Source organism: Kitasatospora sp. NPDC004615 (genome assembly GCF_042873545.1).
In the GTDB taxonomy this organism is placed as follows: domain Bacteria; phylum Actinomycetota; class Actinomycetes; order Streptomycetales; family Streptomycetaceae; genus Kitasatospora.
Genome location: NZ_JBIALQ010000008.1, coordinates 199,378 through 216,310 on the forward strand (window position 1 = coordinate 199,378; position 16,933 = coordinate 216,310).

Annotated in this window: 17 protein-coding genes; 12 read left to right on the forward strand and 5 right to left on the reverse strand. The window is 74.0% G+C overall.

The genetic code is table 11. The features are described from left to right. Positions 1-49 precede the first annotated feature (49 nt). Entirely contained in the window at positions 50-706 is a 657-nt protein-coding gene (locus tag ACFYS8_RS27130; RefSeq protein ID WP_387645511.1) for a GNAT family N-acetyltransferase, read from the forward strand. On the opposite strand, the gene ACFYS8_RS27135 is transcribed toward ACFYS8_RS27130, so the two are convergent. Beyond that, positions 703-1,788: a substrate-binding domain-containing protein gene (locus ACFYS8_RS27135; protein ID WP_387645514.1), complete on the reverse strand. Its 1,086-nt coding sequence runs from the start codon at positions 1,786-1,788 to the stop codon at positions 703-705. The genes ACFYS8_RS27130 and ACFYS8_RS27135 overlap by 4 nt on opposite strands. A gap of 321 nt (positions 1,789-2,109) precedes the next feature. Here ACFYS8_RS27135 and ACFYS8_RS27140 point away from each other — a divergent pair, with 321 nt between their 5' ends. Together ACFYS8_RS27140 and ACFYS8_RS27145 are read left to right on the forward strand one after the other, a co-directional pair. After that, positions 2,110-2,385, forward strand: a complete 276-nt coding sequence (locus ACFYS8_RS27140; protein WP_387645516.1) for a hypothetical protein — start codon at positions 2,110-2,112, stop codon at positions 2,383-2,385. Positions 2,386-2,399: 14 nt separating this feature from the next. Then, on the forward strand, positions 2,400-2,612 hold the full coding sequence (locus ACFYS8_RS27145; protein WP_387645518.1) for a hypothetical protein: 213 nt from the start codon (positions 2,400-2,402) through the stop codon (positions 2,610-2,612). Between the two features lie 16 nt (positions 2,613-2,628). On the opposite strand, the gene ACFYS8_RS27150 is transcribed toward ACFYS8_RS27145, so the two are convergent. Then, the gene (locus ACFYS8_RS27150) at positions 2,629-4,239 is read right to left on the reverse strand and encodes an ABC-F family ATP-binding cassette domain-containing protein (RefSeq protein ID WP_387645520.1); all 1,611 of its coding nucleotides are present in this window, start codon (positions 4,237-4,239) and stop codon (positions 2,629-2,631) included. A gap of 359 nt (positions 4,240-4,598) precedes the next feature. Between ACFYS8_RS27150 and ACFYS8_RS27155 the strand changes: the two genes are divergently transcribed. From ACFYS8_RS27155 to ACFYS8_RS27165, 3 genes are all read left to right on the forward strand, one after another. Next, the gene (locus ACFYS8_RS27155; RefSeq protein ID WP_387645522.1) at positions 4,599-6,245 is read left to right on the forward strand and encodes an ABC-F family ATP-binding cassette domain-containing protein; all 1,647 of its coding nucleotides are present in this window, start codon (positions 4,599-4,601) and stop codon (positions 6,243-6,245) included. Between the two features lie 148 nt (positions 6,246-6,393). Continuing rightward, positions 6,394-7,074, forward strand: a complete 681-nt coding sequence (locus tag ACFYS8_RS27160) for a nitroreductase family protein (protein WP_387645523.1) — start codon at positions 6,394-6,396, stop codon at positions 7,072-7,074. Positions 7,075-7,206: 132 nt separating this feature from the next. Further along, positions 7,207-7,815: a GNAT family N-acetyltransferase gene (locus tag ACFYS8_RS27165; protein WP_387645525.1), complete on the forward strand. Its 609-nt coding sequence runs from the start codon at positions 7,207-7,209 to the stop codon at positions 7,813-7,815. A 137-nt stretch (positions 7,816-7,952) separates the two neighbouring features. Here ACFYS8_RS27165 and ACFYS8_RS27170 read toward each other — a convergent pair whose 3' ends face one another. Next, complete coding sequence (locus ACFYS8_RS27170) at positions 7,953-8,573, reverse strand: TetR/AcrR family transcriptional regulator (RefSeq protein WP_387645527.1); 621 nt, start codon at positions 8,571-8,573, stop codon at positions 7,953-7,955. A 157-nt stretch (positions 8,574-8,730) separates the two neighbouring features. Here ACFYS8_RS27170 and ACFYS8_RS27175 point away from each other — a divergent pair, with 157 nt between their 5' ends. From ACFYS8_RS27175 to ACFYS8_RS27200, 6 genes are all read left to right on the forward strand, one after another. Then, positions 8,731-9,396, forward strand: a complete 666-nt coding sequence (locus tag ACFYS8_RS27175) for an FMN-dependent NADH-azoreductase (RefSeq protein WP_387645529.1) — start codon at positions 8,731-8,733, stop codon at positions 9,394-9,396. A gap of 356 nt (positions 9,397-9,752) precedes the next feature. Beyond that, a complete protein-coding gene (locus tag ACFYS8_RS27180; protein WP_387645532.1) occupies positions 9,753-13,109 on the forward strand; it encodes a hypothetical protein in 3,357 nt (1,118 codons plus the stop codon). Positions 13,110-13,118: 9 nt separating this feature from the next. Next, a complete protein-coding gene (locus tag ACFYS8_RS27185) occupies positions 13,119-13,850 on the forward strand; it encodes an ATP-binding cassette domain-containing protein (RefSeq protein WP_387645535.1) in 732 nt (243 codons plus the stop codon). Continuing rightward, positions 13,850-15,067, forward strand: a complete 1,218-nt coding sequence (locus ACFYS8_RS27190; RefSeq protein ID WP_387645537.1) for a hypothetical protein — start codon at positions 13,850-13,852, stop codon at positions 15,065-15,067. Before ACFYS8_RS27185 ends, ACFYS8_RS27190 begins: the two co-directional genes overlap by 1 nt. A gap of 2 nt (positions 15,068-15,069) precedes the next feature. Next, positions 15,070-15,660, forward strand: a complete 591-nt coding sequence (locus ACFYS8_RS27195) for a hypothetical protein (protein WP_387645539.1) — start codon at positions 15,070-15,072, stop codon at positions 15,658-15,660. A 140-nt stretch (positions 15,661-15,800) separates the two neighbouring features. Continuing rightward, entirely contained in the window at positions 15,801-16,367 is a 567-nt protein-coding gene (locus tag ACFYS8_RS27200; protein WP_387645542.1) for an NUDIX domain-containing protein, read from the forward strand. 1 nt (position 16,368) lies between these two features. On the opposite strand, the gene ACFYS8_RS27205 is transcribed toward ACFYS8_RS27200, so the two are convergent. Together ACFYS8_RS27205 and ACFYS8_RS27210 are read right to left on the reverse strand one after the other, a co-directional pair. Continuing rightward, positions 16,369-16,566 carry a hypothetical protein gene (locus ACFYS8_RS27205; RefSeq protein WP_387645545.1) on the reverse strand — a complete coding sequence of 66 codons (198 nt, stop codon included), beginning with the start codon at positions 16,564-16,566 and terminating at the stop codon, positions 16,369-16,371. A gap of 22 nt (positions 16,567-16,588) precedes the next feature. Next, on the reverse strand, positions 16,589-16,876 hold the full coding sequence (locus ACFYS8_RS27210; protein WP_387645547.1) for a hypothetical protein: 288 nt from the start codon (positions 16,874-16,876) through the stop codon (positions 16,589-16,591). Positions 16,877-16,933 lie beyond the last annotated feature (57 nt).

Sequence of the window (16,933 nt, forward strand, 5' to 3'; positions counted from 1 at the left end):
GGCCCGAAAACCACATGCCCAGGGCCGCCGGCGCACAGCACAATGCCGCATGCTGATCGATCACTGGCCCGTACTGGGCCTGCGTCTGAGGACGCCCCGGCTGGAACTCCGGCTGCCCGGGGACGCGGAGTTGGCCGCACTGGCGGCACTCGCGGCGGACGGCATCCACGAACCCGACCGCATGCCCTTCACGGTCCCGTGGACGGACCTGCCGCCCACCGAGCGCGCCCGCTCGGTGGTGCAGCACCACTGGCGGCGGCTCGGCTCGTGGGCGCCGGACGACTGGGCGCTCAACCTCACCGTGCTCGCGGACGGGCAGGTGGTGGGCCTGCAGACCGTCGCCGCACGGAACTTCGGCGTGCTGCGGCAGGTGAGCACCGGATCGTGGCTGGGCGCGCGGCACCAGGGGCAGGGCATCGGCACCGAGATGCGCGCGGCCGTCCTGCACGTGGCCTTCGCGGGCCTGGGCGCCGACGAGGCGGTCTCGGCCGCGTTCGCGGACAACCCCGCCTCGTCCGCCGTCTCCCGCAAGCACGGCTACCGGCCTGACGGCGTCGAGCACGTCGTGGTGCGCGGCCGCCGGGTGACGTCCCACCGGTACCGGCTGACCCGCGCCGACTGGGAGGCCGGCCGCACCACACCCGTCACGATCGACGGCCTCACGCCCTGCCTCCCCCTCTTCGGCCTGCCCGCCGCAGCGCGTTAGGCCCCGCCCTCGCCCCCGCAGGAGGTGCGGACCTTCAGGGTGGGGAGCAGTTCGACGTGGTACGCGGGCAGGCCGGCTCCGCCGTCGAGGCGGCGGAGCAGGATTTCGAGGGCGGTGGCGCCGACGGACTTCTTGGGCGGGGCGACGGCGGTGAGCGGGGGTGCGGCGAGGGCGGCGAAGACGTCGTCGTAGGAGATCAGCGCGACGTCCTCGGGGACGCGCAGGCCGCGGATCCGCAGCAGGGGCGGGAGTTGGATGGCGTCCTGGTCGTTGTGGACGAGGACGGCGCGGACGCCGTCGGCGACGGCTTCGGCGATCTGCTGGGCGACCCATTCGGGGTCGGGGACGCCGGCGGGGGTGCCGGGGCGGTGCATGTCGATGACGGGGCGGGTGCGCAGGCCGAGCAGCGGGCCGGCTTCGGCGTAGCCGGTGCGGACCTGGTGGGCCGTCCAGGTGTCGGCGCGGGCGGCGAGCAGCACGGTGTCGTGGCCGAGGGTGGCGAGGTGGCGCAGGGCGAGCAGGACGCCGTGGCGGTGGTCGGAGCCGACCGCGTCGAGTTCGGCGGCGGCGCTGCCGGGGTCGGCCTTGCGTTCCACCAGGACGGCGGGGACGGGGAGTTCGGCGAGCCAGTGGTGGTCGCCGGGGTGGTGCAGCGGGTCTCCGGGCTGCCAGTTGGGGGTGAGCAGCAGGCCGTCGACGCCGGATTCGAGCAGGCGCTCGACCTGGGCGCGATCGTCGCGGGCCTCGTAGGCGGCGATGCCGAGGACGAGTCGGGCGCCGGCGGTGGCGGCGGCGGCGCGGGCGCCGGCGATCACTTCGTCGAAGTAGGAGCCGACGGTGGGGACGAGCATGCCGATGACCCGGTCGTGGTGGCCGGGGCGGGCGTTCGGGCCGCTGTCGGGGAGGGCGACGGAGCCGTGCGAGCGGGCGAGTTCGCCCGCGTCGGCGAGGGCGGCGACGTCCCGGCGGACGGTGACCGCGGGGATGCCGAGGCGGGCGGCCAGGTCGACCACCCGGACGGTGCCGAGGTCGCGCACGACCTGCAGGATCCGCGTCCGGCGTTCGTCTGCCGTGACGGTCATGGCGTCCCCTCCTGGTTCGGGCCGCGGCCCGGGCGGGCCGCGATGGCAGTTGCCGCGACCGGTGCGACGACAACTACCCGATCAATTTTTATCATTCGATCGCCATTCGATCGAAAGGTCTGAATGTATTGACTCGATCACATGGTCAACCTACGGTGCCGGAACGGGCGCCCCATCCCACCCTCCATTCTCGGGAGTCCCAACGATGCTCCTGCACCGTTCCCTCCGGCGTGCCCTGCCGCTGGCACTGGCCGCCGCCGCCCTCCTGACCCCGCGCTGCCGGCAGCCACCGCGGACGCCGCCACCGGCACCGCGTGGTACGTGGACTGTTCGGCCGCCAACGACGGCTCGGGCAGCCAGGCCGCCCCGTGGAACAGCCTCGCCTCCGCCAATGCGCACCTCTTCCAGCCCGGTGACCAGTTGCTGCTCAAGCGCGGCGCGACCTGCACCGGCACCCTTCAGCCGCAGGGCTCCGGAACGGCCGGCGCGCCGATCATCCTGGCGGGCTACGGTACCGGCACCGCCCGCCCGGTGGTGGCCGGCGACCCGGCGAGCAGCCAGAGCGCGGCCGTCCACCTCTCACCAGCTACCGGCTGACCGGTTGGGGCCGGGTGTCGGCGGCCGGCACCGAACTGTCGCTGGGCGCCAAGGAGTACGACACCGCCGGCTCCAGCAACCGGGCGGCGTTCACCGCGACGGGCTGGAGCCAGGGCTCGGCCGTCTTCACCACCGGCCCGACCGCCACCACCGCGCGCATCTACTGCTACGCGCGCACCGGCAGCGGCTACGGCTGGTGCGACGACGTGACCGTCACCAAGGCCTGACGCCGCAGGAAGCGGCTCAGCGCGGATCCACCGCGTGGAGCTCACCCCCGTCCCACTCCAGCCAGCGGGTGATGCCGATCTCCCGCAGGAACGGATAGTCGTGGCTGGCGACGACCAGCGCGCCCCGGTAGCCCGCGAGGGCCTGGGTGAGCTGGCGGACGCTGGCCAGATCCAGGTTGTTGGTCGGCTCGTCGAGCAGCAGCAGCTGCGGCGGCGGGTCGGCCAGCAGCAGCGCCGCCAGCGTCGCCCGGAAGCGCTCTCCGCCGGAGAGCGTGCCGGCCGGCTGATCGGCCCGGGCGCCGCGGAACAGGAACCGGGCGAGCCTGGCCCGGATGTCGTTGTCGGTGGCGGCCGGGGCGTGCGCCTTCACGTTCCGGAAGACGGTGGCTTCGTCGTCCAGCACGTCGAGGCGCTGCGGCAGGTACCGCATCGGCACCGGCGTGGTGATCATGCCCTCGGTGGGAGCGAGTTCGCCCGCGACGGTGCGCAGCAGCGTGGTCTTGCCGGAGCCGTTGCGGCCGATCAGGGCGACCCGCTCGGGGCCGCGCAGCTCCAGGTCGACCGCGCCACCGTAGGCCAGCCGCACCCGTTCGAGCAGCAGCACGCTGCGCCCGGCGGGGACGGCGGTGCGGGGCAGGTCGATGCGGATCTCCGCGTCGTCCCGGACCGCCTCCTCCGCGGTGGCGAGCCGCTCCTTGGCCTCGTTGAGGCGTTCGGTGTGCATGCCGCGCAGCCGGCCGGCGGTCTCCTCCCCCTTGCCCTGGAGCTTGTCGGCCAGGGCCTTGGGGTCGTTGCGCCGCACCGAGCGGGCCTTGCCGTAGGCCGCGGACTTGGCGAGCCGCTGACTGGCCTCGACCAGATCCCGCTTCTGCCGCTTCACATCGGCCTCGGCGTTGCGGACCAGGCGCTCGGCGGTCTCCTGCTCGGCCGCCAGGGTCTCCTGGTAGGCGCTGAAGTTGCCGCCGTACCAGGTGACTTCGCCGTCCCGCAGGTCGGCGATCTGGTCGACCCGCTCCAGCAGCTCCCGGTCGTGGCTGACCAGCAGCAGCACGCCCGGGAACGCCGACACCGCGTCGTACAGCCGGGCCCGGGCCTGGGCGTCCAGGTTGTTGGTGGGCTCGTCGAGCAGCAGCACGTCGGGGCGGCGCAGCAGCAGGGCCGCCAGGTGCAGCAGAACGGCCTGGCCACCGGAGAGTTCGCCGGTGGTGCGGTCGAGATGCAGCCCCGTCAGGCCGAGCCGGTCGAGGGTGGCGCGGGCGCGCTCCTCGACGTCCCAGTCGTCGCCGACGGCGGTGAAGTGCCGCTCGTCGACGTCTCCCGACTCGATGGCGTGCAGGGCCTCGCGCTTGGCCCGGATGCCGAGCGTCTCGTCCACCCGCTGGTCGGACGCGACCGTCAGGTCCTGTGGCAGGTAGGCGAGTTCACCGGCGATCCGGACGGTGCCGGAGGCCGGGGTGAGCTCGCCCGCGATCAGCCGCAGCAGGGTGGACTTGCCGGCGCCGTTCAGGCCGACCAGCCCGGTGCGGCCGGGGCCGACCGCGAGATGGAAACCGCTCAGCACAGGGCGGCCGTCGGGCCATTCGAAGCCGAGGTCGGTGCAGAGGATCGAGGTGGTGGGTTGCGCCATGGAGGGCCTCCGTCAGTTGCCGTGGAAAAGGGGACAACACGGGGAGACACCGAGGACGCGGCTGCGAGAAGGGCCGTCACGGGAAAGCAAGAACCCGCACGGGAGCCATGGATCGCTGCCCAGCCGAGGTCGCACTCGCGTCCGCACACCAAGAAACCCGGAAACAACACGGGTGTGGCGTGGCGCGGTGTCTCATGACCTCAGACAAGCAACGGCCTTCTCCAGACATGCGGGAATGTGACGCCTCCGAGCGTACGGAACCCCCGCCGCCGGATGCAACGGAATTAACTCCCGGTGTCGTACGCCCCACATCCGGCCCGGCCGGGAGCGCTTCGCTCTCCGTCTAAAATCGATTCATCATGACTGCCACTCTCGTCGTCAAGGACCTCGCCGCCGGCCACGGTGAGCGCACGCTGTTTGCCGGGCTGGACCTGGTCGTCGCCCCCGGGGACGTGATCGGGCTGGTCGGGGTGAACGGCGCGGGCAAGTCCACGCTGTTGCGGCTGCTGGCCGGGCTGGACGCGCCGGAGGGCGGCAGCCTGAAGCTGAGCCCGCCGACGGCGAATGTCGGGCACCTGCCACAGGAGCCGGAGCGGCGGGAGGGCGAGTCGGTGCGCGACTTCCTGGCCCGCCGGACGGGCGTCGCGGCGGCGCAGGCCGCGCTGGACGAGGCGACCGAGGGTCTGGTGGAGGGCCGTCCGGGCGCGGACGACGCGTACGCGGTGAGCCTGGACCGCTGGCTCGACCTGGGCGGCGCGGACCTGGACGAACGCGCCGAGGAGGTCGCCGACCAGCTGGGTCTGAAGGTTTCGCTGGACCTGCCGATGACGGCGCTGTCCGGCGGCCAGGCGGCCCGCGCGGGCCTGGCCTCGTTGCTGCTGTCCCGCTACGACGTGTTCCTGCTGGACGAGCCGACCAACGACCTGGACCTGGACGGCCTGGAGCGCCTGGAGTCGTTCGTCAAGGGCCTGCGCGCGGGCACCGTACTGATCAGCCACGACCGCGAGTTCCTGGCCCGCACCGTGACCCGGGTGCTCGAGCTGGATCTGCACCAGCACCAGGTGAACCTGTACGGCGGCGGCTACGAGTCCTACCTGGAGGAGCGGGCGATCTCCCGCTGGCACGCCCGCGAGCAGTACGAGGAGTACGCGGACACCAAGGCCGGTCTGGAGGCGCGCGCGCAGATGCAGCGCAACTGGATGGACAACGGCGTCCGCAACGCCCGGCGCAAGGGCGGCGACAACGACAAGAAGGCCCGTGCGCAGCGCGCCGAGTCCAGCGAGAAGCAGGCCGCGAAGGCCCGCCAGACCCAGCGGATGATCGAGCGGCTGGACGTGGTGGAGGAGCCCCGCAAGGAGTGGGAGCTGCGGATGGAGATCGCCGCCGCGCCGCGTTCCGGTTCGGTGGTGGCGACGCTCCGGCAGGCGTCGGTCAAGCGCGGCGATTTCGTGTTCGGCCCGGTGGATCTGCAGATCGACTGGGCGGACCGGGTGGCGATCACCGGCGCGAACGGCGCGGGCAAGTCGACGCTGCTGGCGGCGCTGCTGGGCCGGCTGGAGCTGGACTCGGGCAGTGCGGCGCTCGGTTCGGGCGTGCAGATCGGCGAGGTCGAGCAGGCCCGCGGCCACCTGTTCGGCGGCGACGCCGGGCGTCCGCTGCTGGAGGCGTTCTCCGCCGCCGTGCCGGACCTGAACCCGGAGGACGTCCGCACCCTGCTGGCCAAGTTCGGCCTGAAGGCGGTGCACGTGATGCGCCCGGCCGCGACGCTGTCGCCGGGCGAGCGAACCAGGGCGGCGCTGGCGCTGTTGCAGGCCCGCGGGGTGAACCTGCTGGTGCTGGACGAGCCGACGAACCACCTGGACCTGCCCGCCATCGAGCAGTTGGAGTCGGCGCTGGCCTCCTACACCGGCACGCTGCTGCTGGTCACCCACGACCGCCGGATGCTGGACACGGTGAAGGTGAACCGGCGGCTGGTGGTCGCGGACGGCCGGGTCACCGAGGCCTGACCGACAGGTCGTGGCAGCCCTGGCACAGCCCGGCACGACCTGACCGGCAGGTCTGGCACGGCCTGGCCGGCAGGTCTGGCACGGCCTGGCAAGTAATGGCAAGGTCGAGCCTTCCGCTGGGTACCTGTCATGTGCTGTGCTGTCGCCCATGGTTGACAGTGCATCCACCACCGAAGCGCCGTCCTTCCCGACGGTGCCCCTGCGTCCGATGAGTGTGCCTGCCGAGCAGGCGGCGGACCGCTGCCGGGACTTCCACGAGGTGATGGCGCAGCGCCGCACCGTCCGCGACTATTCGACCCGCCCGCTGCCCGAGGGCGTGCTGGAGTGGGCGATCCGCACGGCGGCGACGGCGCCCAGCGGCGCGCACGTGCAGCCGTGGCGGTTCGTGGTGGTGACCGATCCGGAGCGCAAGCAGCGGCTGCGGGAGGCTGCCGAGGCGGAGGAGCGGGAGTTCTACGCGCACCGGGCGTCCGAGGAGTGGCTGACGGCGCTGGCCCCGATCGGCACCGACTGGCGCAAGCCGTTCCTGGAGGACGCGCCCGCGGTGATCGTGGTGTTCGAGGTGCACAAGGGCCCCAACTCGCCGCGCCCGTACTACACGAAGGAGAGCGTGGGCATCGCCGTCGGCCTGCTGCTGGCCTCGCTGCACCAGGCGGGCCTGGCGACGCTGACGCACACGCCGAGCCCGATGCGCTTCCTGAACGAGATCTGCGACCGTCCGCAGGAGGAGCGCGCCGCGTACGTGATCCCGGTCGGCTACCCGGCGGACGACGCCCGGGTGCCGGACCTGGAGCGCAAGCCGCTGGACGAGGTGCTGGTCCGGCTCTGACGGCGGGCAGCGTGCGGGCGGGGTCGGCGCTCCGGGCGTGCGCGACCCCGCCCCGGCCCGGGCCGTGAACAAGCCGTGTTGGTACGGAATATCGCTGGTCGGAGCGGTTGCGGATGACCCATACTCGCGATCATGAGTCATTCCACCGACGCTCCTGACACCGGTGCCTCCGAGCACACCGCACACCCGCTGACCGCGGGCCGCCCGCCCGAGCTGCTGCCGATCGGCGGCGGCGCCCACCTGCGCCGCCGCCGGCTGGCCGACGCCGCCGCGCTGAACGCCGCAGTGCTCGCCAACCTCGACCACCTGCGCCCCTACATGCCGTGGGCCGCCAACGCGCCGACGCTGCCCGAGAGCGAGCAGCTCTCGGTGCGCGGCGAGCAGGTCTGGGACGAGGGCACCGACTTCATGTACCTGCTCGGCCTGGACGCCGAACCGGCCCTCGTGATCGGCGGCTTCGGCCTGCACGGCCGGCTCGGCCCGGGCGCGCTGGAGATCGGCTACTGGGTGCACCGCGAGCACACCGGCCGCGGCCTGGCCACCGCCGCCGCCCGCGCGCTCACCGGAGCCGCGCTCGCCCTGCCGGGCATCACCCGGGCGGAGATCCACTGCGACGAGTCGAACACCGCGAGCGCCGCCGTGCCGCGCAAGCTCGGCTACACGCTGGACCGGATCGACTCGGCGGCGCCGACCGCCCCGGCGGAGACCGGCCGCAAGATGATCTGGGTGACGGGCTCCTGACGCTCGCTCGGCAGTACTGACGGGGACGGACGGCGGCCGTCCCCGTTCGCGTTTCCGACGCGCTTCCAACGCGCCCTCCGACCGCCGACCGCCGACCGCCGACCGCCGAAGAAACGTTTCCCGGCGACCGTGACGTCTCAGCGCCGGGCGAGCCGTTCGATCAACGCCTGCCAGCCGTCGGCGAGCAGCGTGGGGAGGTCGCCCTGGCAGCTCTCGGCGCGCTGCTCGGCATCGGCCGGGTCCATCGCCAGGAACAGCAGCGGTGGGCCTTCGAGGGCGCTGGTGAGCTGGAAGGCGAGGGTGTCCAGGTCGGACAGGCCGAGCCCCGCCTGCCCGATCAGCATCCGGATGTGCGGCTGGGTGAACACCGGCCCGCCGGCCGGGACGGCGCCCTTGCGTTCGATCGCGGCGCGCGCGATGTCGTGCCGCGCCAGCAGGAACACCGTCCGCTCGCGGCCGTAGGCGATCAGCCGGTCGATCGGGTCGGCGCCGGGGCCGAGCGGCGGCGCGCCGGTCAGCACCTCGTTCTGGAAGCACCGTTCCTCGGCGTCCAGCAGGGCGCGGAAGATGCCGGCCCGGGTGCCGAAGCGGCGGAACACGGTGCCCTTGCCCAGGCAGGCCCGTTCGGCGAGCCCGTCCATGGTGACCTTCTCGGTGCCGAGCTCGGCGATCATCTCGCGGGCCGTGCACAGCAGCGCCTCGCGGTTGCGGGCCGCGTCCGCGCGCTCGACGGGGGGTTTGCCGAAGGGGACGTCCATGGCTGCCAATTTACCTTCCGAGCGAAACGGGGTAAAGTCCGGTTCATCGAAGCGGGGTAAAGTCCGCTTCGACGGAAGCGCCACCCCAGGGCGCCGCCCCCTGCCCTGCCTGCCCACGGCCGCCTCCCCGGCGGGCCGGAATCCGAGGAGAACTGTCATGCACCTGTTCCGCCTGGACGCCAGCATCATGCCCGCCGCCTCGAGCAGCTCCGAACTGGCCGACACCGCCCACGCCGAGTGGACCGCCGCCCACCCGGAGAGCACCGTCACCCGCCGCCACCTGGGCACCGACCCGCTGCCCGCCGACGCCTGGACCCACGCCGCCATCGCCGCCTTCACCCCCGCCGAACAGCACACCGACGAGCAGCGCGCCGCCGCCGAGCTCGGCAACCAGCTCGCCGACGAACTGCGCGCCGCGGACGCCGCGATCATCGCCGTCCCGCTGTACAACTGGGGCGTCTCGCAGCACTTCAAGACCTGGCTCGACGTGGTGATCGCCGGCGCCGGCCCGACCGCCCAGCTGCTCAAGGACAAGCCCGTCCTGCTCGTCACCTCCGCCGGCGGCGGCTTCGCCCCCGGCACCCCCCGCGAGGGCTGGGACCACTCCACCCCCTACCTGGAGCGCATCCTGCGCGACGTCTGGGGCGCCGACCTCACCGTGGTCCGCCGCGAACTCACCATGGCCGCCGTCAACCCCGCCATGGAAAGCCTCCGCGGCCTGGCCGCCGAGTACCACACCCAGGCCCTGGACGCCGCCCGCGACGCCGGCAAGCAGCTGGTCACCGCCCAGAACGCCGAAAACCACCTGGTCACCGCCGCCTGACCCACCACCACCGCCCGGGCGCCGGAAGGGACTTCTCCCTCCCGGCGCCGGCCGCGTTTCGCCGCGGCGCCCCGCAGCCCGACCCACCGCCCTCGCTGTCGGAGCAGGATCGAGCCCAACCCCCGCACCGGGCACAGCAGTCGGCCCGGCCACCAGGTCCGGGGAGAACGATCTGCACCCCTCCGCTCGACGCCACACCGCGCGGAACGCGCCGCCCGCCGACGCCGACAAGCCCCTGGTCGCCGCCCGGCGCATCACCAACGCTTGCGTACCGGACGAGACTCCCCTCCCCCGTCCAAGTCCCGTCCCCGGAAAAGCAGTCGGCCCGGCCGCCGGATCCGGCGACAATGATCCGCATGCCTTCGCTCGATGCCGCGCCGCTGCTGGCCGCCATGGATCCGCTGCCCCACCCGGAGCGCACCGCGCTGTTCGTCCGCACGGTGCGCGCCGCGCCGTCCGCCGATGTCGACCGGCTGATCGCCGAACTCGCTGCCGGTGACTGGCACTTGCGACGGCTGGCCGCTTTCGCCGCCGTGCTGGCGGGGCGGGTCGATCTGCTCGGCGGTTGGCTCACCGACCCGGATGCGGAGGTTCGCGGTCGGGCGATCGGCGCGCTGCGCACCCTGCCGGTGTCGGAGGAGGCGGTGCTGGCCGCGTACACCGACGGCTCGTCGGTGGTCCGGCACGCCTTGCGCCGGCAGCTCACCCGCGGCCGCCACGAGGCTCTCGTCGCCCGACTGCTGCCGCTGGCGCGGGAGCGGTGGGGCGCGGAGGAGGCCGCGGCGCTGCTGCCGCTCTGCCCGCCGGAGGTGGTGGCCGCCGAACTGCCGGGCCTGGCAACGGCGGTGGGCTCCTGGTCGAGGCTGGCGGCCCGGCACCCGGACCTGGTGCTGGACCATCTGGAGCGGGAGTTCACCGCCCGGGGCACCGCCGGCTGGCCGGAGCTCACCCGTCCGCTGCTGGACGTGCTGCCGCTGCGCCCCGCGCGTGTGCTCGACCTGCTGGAGCGCCACCGTCCGCCCCGGCTCGATCCGGGGCTGGTGGCCTCGTTCGGCCCGCTGGTGCGGGTGGACGCCGAACGGGCCACCGCCGTGCTGGCCGACCCCGACCGTGCACCGAACGTCTGGGAGCCGCTGCCGAGCCGCACCACGCTGGCCCGGATCGCCCGCGCCGACCCGCCGTCGCTGCCCGCGCTGGGCCGCCGCCAACTGGCCCAGCCCGACCGGTTCGTCACCCTGATGCGTGCTCTGCCGCCCTCCCGCCGCGCCGCCTTCCTGGACGCCGTATCCGGTGAACTCCCGTCTGCCGCCGACCAGTTGGCGCCATCGGCGCTACGGCTGCTGCCCCGCGAACGCCGGTACGCGGAGGCCCGCCGACTGCACGCCGCCGCACTCGCCCGCGGCCGGACGGAACGCCAACTCCAGTATCTGAAGCCCTTGTTGCCGCCCGACGAGGCGTGGGACGCCCTGCTGCCCGCCACCCGGCGGCCCGACCCGGGCGGGCGCATCGAGGCCTGGCAGCGCCTGATCGCCGTCGCCACCGACGACCCCCGCCCGACCGCGCCCGACCGGCTGCTGGCCGAACTGTTGCGCCGGCTCCGCAACGAGCAGGACCTGGTCCGGCAGCGCGCCCTGTTCGCACTCGCCGCCTTCCCCGCCCGCCGCTTCACGGACGCCCACGCCGACGCCCTCACCGAGCTCGCCGACACGACGCTCGCCGCCCGCGACTGCTCGCCGAACACCCGGCAGGCGCTGTCCCGCGTGGCGCTCGGCGTGCTCGCCGCCCACTCCACCGGCGAGCACCCCGAGCTGCTCGCCCGGGCCCTCACCACCGTCGAGCAACTCACCGCCCGCACCGGCACGTTGACCCTCCCCCCGCTGGCCGGCCGACTGCGCCGCGGCCAGGAGAAGCAGGTGCTCGACGCGCTGCGCCCCGCGCTGGACGGCAAGGACCGGCCCGGCCTGCTGCTCGCCCTGATCCAGGCGCTCGGCCCGCGCGCCGAACTGCTCCCGGAGCTCGACGAACGGCTGCGCCACGCCCTGACGGACGAACACACCCGGGCGTTCCCCGAGTTGCTGCGGGCGTGGCTCGCCCCGCGCCGGGGCCGCACCGCCAAGGTGCTGGCGGCGCTCGAACTCGACCCGTCGGCGGCGTTCTTCGAGCCCGTCGGCCGCCACCTGGCCACCGTCCGCACCGACCTGCTCGACACCACCCTGCTCGCCGAACGGCCGCCCACCGGCCGGTTCCTGCGCGCCGGCCAGCAGCGGCCGCTGCCACCGACCCGGTACGCGGGCCGCTGGCTGCCCCGGCAGGTGGCGCGGGCCGCCGGACTGCTCGCGGCGGCCGCCGCCGATCCCGACCGCCCGCGCGACGACCGGGCCCGGGCGATCCGCCGGGCCGCCGACCTGCCGGTGCACGGCGCCCTGCTGATCCACCACCACCTCGCCGGCCCGGACGCGCTGCTCGCCGAGGCGGCGCTCGCCGCGCTGCCCTGGACGGACGACCCGGCGGCCGCCCTCCCCCTGCTGCTGGAGCACGTCGGCGACGACCGGGCCCGGGTCGCGCTGTACGCCGCCGGGCGGGCCGCCCAACACACCGGCCCGGCCCGGCTGTTGGAGCTGCTGACCGGGCTCGCCACCCGCACCACCGGCACCAAGGTCACGGCGCGCAAGGAGGTGGTCCGGCTCGCCGCCCGCTTCCTGCCGACCGCGCAGGCCGCCGAGCTGGTCGCCGCGGCCTTCCACGCCCCCGGCCAGCACCCGGACGTCCGCGCCGCCGCCGCGAGTTGGAGCACCCGACTGCTGGACGCCGACCCTGCCTGGACGCTGCTCGCCGAGGCCGCCGCCGACCCGCAGCCGCAGGTCCGCGAGGCCGTGCTGGCCGCCGCCCCACACCTGCTGGCTGACCGTCACCGCCCGCGCTACGCGCGGCTGGTGGCGGCGGTGGCCGCCCGCACCGACTCGACCGACGGCCTGACGGCGGCCCGGACCGCGATCTCCGCACTGCCGCAGTGGGCCCGCTACGCGCCGGGCATCGCCGACGTGCTGCCCGGACTGGTCACCGACCTCGAGGACCGCCAGCTCTGGCGCCCGGCCGCGCTGGCGCTGCGCGCTCTGGCCGTCTCCACCATCGCCCACCCGACCGGCGGCACCGCCGAGGGCGGCCTCGTCCACCGGGCGCTGGCCGGGCTGCTGGCCGCCGAGAACGTGCGGCTGCCGGGCCGCGACCTGCCCGCCCGGCAGCGGATCGCCGTCCTCACCGACCAGCCCCGGGAGCCGCACCGGCGACCGGCGCTGCTCGCCCATGCCGAGCAACTGCGCGGCCACGAGAGCCTGTTGGCGATCCGGGCGACGCTGCTGTCGCGGCTCGCCGTCCCCGGCCGACCGGAGTTCGGCACGGACCTCGCCCGCCTGGCAGACGCCCTCGCCGACCGCCCCGTACTGGCCGCCCGCCTCGCCGAGAGCCTGGCCGAGACCGTCGCCGGCGGCCCCCCGCCGATGCCGGACGCGCTGGCCGCGGCCGCCGCCGACATCCACGCCCTCGCCACCACCGGCGAGAGCGTCCCCGGCCTGCTGGCCGCCGCACTGACCGACCGGCTCGGGGCCCGCAGCGGCTGGTCCGACCCCTGGCCCGCCACCCTGGCCGCGCTGCGGGCCCACCCCGATCCCGAAGTCCGCGCGGCAGCCCTCGAGTTGACCACCGCATCGGAGTGAGGGAGTGCCGTGCCGATCAAGCTGTCGAACTGCACCTTCGGTTATCGCCGCGGCCTGCCGGTCATCGAGCGGTTGAGCATCTCCTTCGAACCCGGGGCGACGGTGCTGCTCGGGCCCAACGGCGCCGGGAAGTCGACGCTGCTGGGAATCGCCGCCACGGCGCTGAAACCGAAGTCCGGTGAAGTCCGGCTCGGTGACAGCACCACCTCCGTCCGGGCGTACCGGCGCAAGGTCGGCTGGCTCCCGCAGCAGGTCCGCCCGGTGGCCGGGCTCAAGGTCCGCGAGCAGGTCGCGTACGGCGGCTGGCTCAAGGGCATGAGCCGCGCCGCCGCCTGGGACGCCTCGGACGCCGCCCTCGCCAAGGTCCGGCTGACCCAGCTCGCCGACCGCCGCAGCACCGAACTCTCCGGCGGCCAGCTCCGCCGCCTCGGCATCGCCCAGGCGCTGGTGCACGACGCGGAGGTGGTGCTGCTCGACGAGCCCACCGCCGGTCTCGACCCGGCGCAGCGCGCGGCCTTCCGCAGACTGCTCGCCGAACTCCAGGACACCGTCAGCTTCATCGTGTCGACCCACCAGACCGAGGACCTGGCCGCGAGTTACCGCAGCGTGGTCGTCCTCGACCAGGGGCAGGTCCGGTACCAGGGCTCCATCGGCGGGTTCCTCGACCGGGCGCCGGCCGCGGTGTCCGAGGAGCGCCGGGCCGAGGCCGCGTACGCCCGGCTCGTCGTCGAGGAGGCCTGATGCGCTGGTCCACTCTCCTGCGTACCTCGATCGCGCTCCGGGTCGCGCCGGCGCTGCTGATCTGGGTGGTGGCGTACGTCGGCAACCTCAACGCCTGGGTTGTGCAGGGCTATTGGGAGTCGGTCACGGCCCAGAGCTCGTTCCTGCTGGGCTTCACCGCCCCGGCCTGCGCCGCGTGCGCCGCCTGGGAGGGCGCCCGGGTGAAGGCCTCCCGGGTGCTGGGCGGAGCGCCTGTCAGGTCGGCGGCGGCGATCGCCGGCTGGCGGATGCTGCCGGTCCTCGCGATGGGCCTGATCGCCGTGCTGCTGCCGCTCGCGCTGCTGGCACCGGAGGCCGCCGGGTCGCCGGGCGGTCCGACGCTGTCGGTCCTGGGCACCGAACTGCTCGTCGTGGCGGCCCACACCGCCTTCGGGTACGCCGCCGGCCACGCACTGCCGACGCTGCTCGCGGTGCCGCTGGTCACCGTGACGAGCTTCGTGTGGATGGCCTACCCGGCCTCGCTGAACACGCTCTGGGTACGGCAGTTGAACGGTCACAACCTCGCCGAGTGCTGCGCGCTCGACCAGCAGGTGTCGTACCGGTCGCTCGCCGCGACCTGCCTGGTCGCCGTCGGCCTGATCGCCGGTGCCCTGCTCTGGCTCGCCGGTGCGGCCCGGCCGCTGCGGGCGGTCTCGGCCCTCGCGGTCGCGGCCGCGCTGACCGCCGGGTCGCTGGTCGCGATGCCGCTCGGGACCCGGGCGTCGGTGGCCCGGGACGAGAGCCTGCTGCGCTGCGACTCCGGACGTCCGCAACTCTGCCTGTGGCCGGAGCAACGCAAGTCCGAGGCCGACATCCGGGCCTGGGCGGACCAGGCGCACGCGCACCTCGCCGCTGCGGGCGTGCAGGACTCCGGCCGGCTGACCCTGCTCTCCGCGACCCCCTCGCGGGACGAGGTGATCAACGCGGTCGCCCACTCCGCCGTCACCCACACCGTGCCGGACTGCACCGGCAGTTGGCCGGGTTCCCGAGCCGTCGGACCGGTCGACGCCTGGCTGACGGCCAGCGCGGGCGGCAGGCTCCGCCAGGACGAGGCCCCACTGGTCCGCCAACTCCTCGCGTCCCCGGCCGACGCCCAACTCGCCTGGTTCCAACAGAATGCGGAGACCCTGACGTCCTGCGACCGGACGCCGGACCTGGACCCGGCCCACTACCTCGCCGACCCACCGGGACGGGGTTAGCCGTGCTCTGGTGGCTGCGCGTCCGCGCCCTCCCGGCGGTACTGGCCGGCACCGCGCTGACGGTACTGCTCGGCTCGCAGGCCCGGTCGCTCGTGGTGCCCGTCCCGATCGTGGTGGGCGGGATCTCCTTCCCACTGCCGATGGCCTTCCTGTTCCCGCTGGCCCCGGTCTGCCTCTTCCTGTACGGCCACGGCCGGTCCGACGCGGCCGCCGAACGGACGGCGGTGCGCCGCATCCCGCGGCTGGACGTGGCCGCGGCGCTCACGGCGACGGCGGTGGCCGGCGCCGCCGGGTTCCACTCCGCGACGGGGGTGATGGTGGCCCGGGACTTCGCCGGCTACCTGGGCCTGGCGCTGATCGTCCGCTGGTGCGCGGGGGTGCTCACGGCGGGCCTGGTGGTGTCCGTGTTCCCGTTCGTCTGCGCCTCGTTGGGGATCCGGGCCGGCGTCCCACGAGTCTGGGCCTGGCCGTTCCTGCCCGCCGGCTCGGTGCCTGCCGCCCTCGAAGTGCTGATCCTGCTCTCTTCCGGCCTGCTGCTGCTGTGGCACGGCCCGCTGGAGTGGTCGCGGCGAGCGGATCTTGCCGCGAACTGACCCGCCGGAACGACCGGGAGGCCACCGTCGGGTGACGCCCCGGTGCGGTGAATTGACGTAAGGACACTGGAGGGTGACGTTCCGTCCGATTTGTTGACCACCCGGGTCCGGTTCCGCCCACTCAGGACTACGATCGATCGATGACGGACACAACGCCCAGAACAGACGACAGAGCCGCCGTCGCGGCCAGGTTCCCGGCCCTCCACGCGCCGCAGCGCTGGGAGTGGGGCGGCATGGACGTGCAGTTCACGACGGAACTGCCCCCGGACGAACTGGTCACCAACATCCACCTGGTGGGTTTCACCGAGGGCCGCGTGGTCCTCTGCCGCGACGTCCGCGGCCACTGGTTCCTCCCCGGCGGCACCCGCGAGGCCGCCGAGAGCATCGAGTCCTGCCTGGCCCGCGAACTCCGCGAAGAGGCCGGCGCCCGCCTCACCGGCCCCCCGACCTGGATCGGCCACCACCTCGCCGTCTCCGAGGGCCCCACCCCCTACCGCCCCTGGCAACCCCACCCCGTCAAGGCCTGGCTCTGGGGCTGGGCCGAAGTCCTCGTCGACTCCGCCCCCACCAACCCCGCCGACGGCGAACAGGTCCTCGAAGTCCGCCTCACCACCCCCGAAGAGGCCCAACACCTCCTCGCCCACCACCGCGAGCCCTGGTGGCCCGAACTCGTGGCCCTGGCAACGGAATCCCGCACCGGCGGGTGAGTCAGAACGGACTTCCGTCCTGGAAGTCCGTGTGCCACCACTGAACGGCGGTGAGCACCACATGGCGATGGGGGCCGGTGACGATCTCGTACTCGACGAGGGCGGCGTGACCGTCGAGCGGAATGTCACGAGTGCAGGGATCGTCGCCGATCGGCGCACTGGCCCCGTCCCACGGATCTCGCATGAGACGCAACTGCACGGCCAGCAGGGCGTGTCCGCCCCTACCCCTCCCGGTTCGCCCTCCGGCTCTGGAGCGAATCCCAGGAGCCCAGCGGGAATGTACCCGCGCGGGCGGCGGCGGTTCGGGCCTCACGCCCACCACGCCGGTCCAGGGTGGCTCGACACCACCAGACCTCCAGCAGACGTTCGAACGCCTCACCAGTAGCGGTCCGGCCGAGCTCGACGCGGAACTGCATGCGTCTGCTCGGCGAGAGCGCGGCCGCGATGCCGTCCGGCGTGCGGGGGATCCCGGGGCTCGCACCGGTGTAGTCGTGCGGTTGAGCGCTCACCGTTGCCTCCTCAGCCAGACCACGCGTCCAACTCACACACCCACTTGTACGGGGAAT

Coding starts and splice junctions, on each gene's coding strand:
- ACFYS8_RS27130 (WP_387645511.1), top strand. CDS start 50: ATGCTGATCGATCACTGGCCCGTACTGGGCCTGCGTCTGAGGACGCCC.
- ACFYS8_RS27135 (WP_387645514.1), bottom strand. CDS start 1,788: ATGACCGTCACGGCAGACGAACGCCGGACGCGGATCCTGCAGGTCGTG.
- ACFYS8_RS27150 (WP_387645520.1), bottom strand. CDS start 4,239: ATGGCGCAACCCACCACCTCGATCCTCTGCACCGACCTCGGCTTCGAA.
- ACFYS8_RS27155 (WP_387645522.1), top strand. CDS start 4,599: ATGACTGCCACTCTCGTCGTCAAGGACCTCGCCGCCGGCCACGGTGAG.
- ACFYS8_RS27160 (WP_387645523.1), top strand. CDS start 6,394: ATGGTTGACAGTGCATCCACCACCGAAGCGCCGTCCTTCCCGACGGTG.
- ACFYS8_RS27165 (WP_387645525.1), top strand. CDS start 7,207: ATGAGTCATTCCACCGACGCTCCTGACACCGGTGCCTCCGAGCACACC.
- ACFYS8_RS27170 (WP_387645527.1), bottom strand. CDS start 8,573: ATGGACGTCCCCTTCGGCAAACCCCCCGTCGAGCGCGCGGACGCGGCC.
- ACFYS8_RS27175 (WP_387645529.1), top strand. CDS start 8,731: ATGCACCTGTTCCGCCTGGACGCCAGCATCATGCCCGCCGCCTCGAGC.
- ACFYS8_RS27180 (WP_387645532.1), top strand. CDS start 9,753: ATGCCTTCGCTCGATGCCGCGCCGCTGCTGGCCGCCATGGATCCGCTG.
- ACFYS8_RS27190 (WP_387645537.1), top strand. CDS start 13,850: ATGCGCTGGTCCACTCTCCTGCGTACCTCGATCGCGCTCCGGGTCGCG.
- ACFYS8_RS27200 (WP_387645542.1), top strand. CDS start 15,801: ATGACGGACACAACGCCCAGAACAGACGACAGAGCCGCCGTCGCGGCC.